The 233-nt window shown below is 63.9% G+C and carries 1 protein-coding gene; it reads left to right on the plus strand.

Annotated features, from left to right (window positions below):
• On the plus strand, positions 1-233 hold a 233-nt coding region (locus tag ACW4DH_RS19045; RefSeq protein WP_459637971.1), incomplete at both ends, for an alcohol dehydrogenase catalytic domain-containing protein.

Consider the following 233-nt stretch of genomic DNA (forward strand, 5'->3'; position numbering starts at 1 on the left):
CCCTTCAACGTGGCCTGCGGCCGCTGTCGCACCTGCAAGGAAGGCCATACCGGCGTGTGTCTGCACGTCAACGACGATCGGGCCGGCGGCGCCTATGGTTACGTCGACATGGGGGGCTGGGTCGGTGGTCAGGCTCACTACGTCATGGTGCCGTACGCCGACTTCAACCTGCTCAAGTTTCCCGATCGCGATCAGGCCATGGCCCAGATTCGCGACCTGACCATGCTCAGCGA

This window comes from Halomonas sp. WWR20 (genome assembly GCF_054602495.1).